General features: G+C 46.5%; 1 protein-coding gene. It reads left to right on the forward strand.

Features of this window, described 5'->3' with window-relative positions; all coding sequences use genetic code 11:
- Window positions 1-47: 47 nt before the first annotated feature.
- The coding region (locus FTE26_RS08425; protein WP_134892266.1) for a helix-turn-helix domain-containing protein at window positions 48-508 on the forward strand (461 nt) is incomplete at its 3' end.

Below are 508 nucleotides of genomic sequence, written 5' to 3' on the forward strand. Positions count from 1 at the left end.
TGTACTGCACCCATTTTGTTGGACGATGAAATGGAATAGCCCCTAATATGTCAAAGCCAAAATACCCTTTTGAAAAGCGCCTTGAAGTCGTGAATCACTACTTCACAACTGATGATGGTTACAGGATCATCTCGGCACGTTTTGGTGTCCCCCGAACCCAGGTCAGGACATGGGTTGCCCTCTATGAAAAACATGGAGAAAAAGGTTTAATTCCCAAACCTAAAGGCGTTAGTGCTGATCCAGAGTTGCGTATTAAGGTCGTGAAAGCTGTGATCGAGCAGCACATGTCCCTTAATCAGGCTGCTGCTCACTTTATGCTTGCTGGTAGTGGTTCTGTAGCCAGGTGGCTGAAGGTCTATGAAGAGCGCGGAGAAGCTGGTTTACGCGCGCTCAAGATTGGCACCAAAAGAAACATTGCAATATCAGTTGATCCAGAAAAAGCGGCATCAGCATTGGAGCTGTCAAAAGACCGACGCATTGAGGATCTTGAAAGGCAAGTTCGATTTCT

Source organism: Escherichia sp. S10b (assembly GCF_028421345.1).
GTDB lineage: Bacteria > Pseudomonadota > Gammaproteobacteria > Enterobacterales > Enterobacteriaceae > ECMA0423.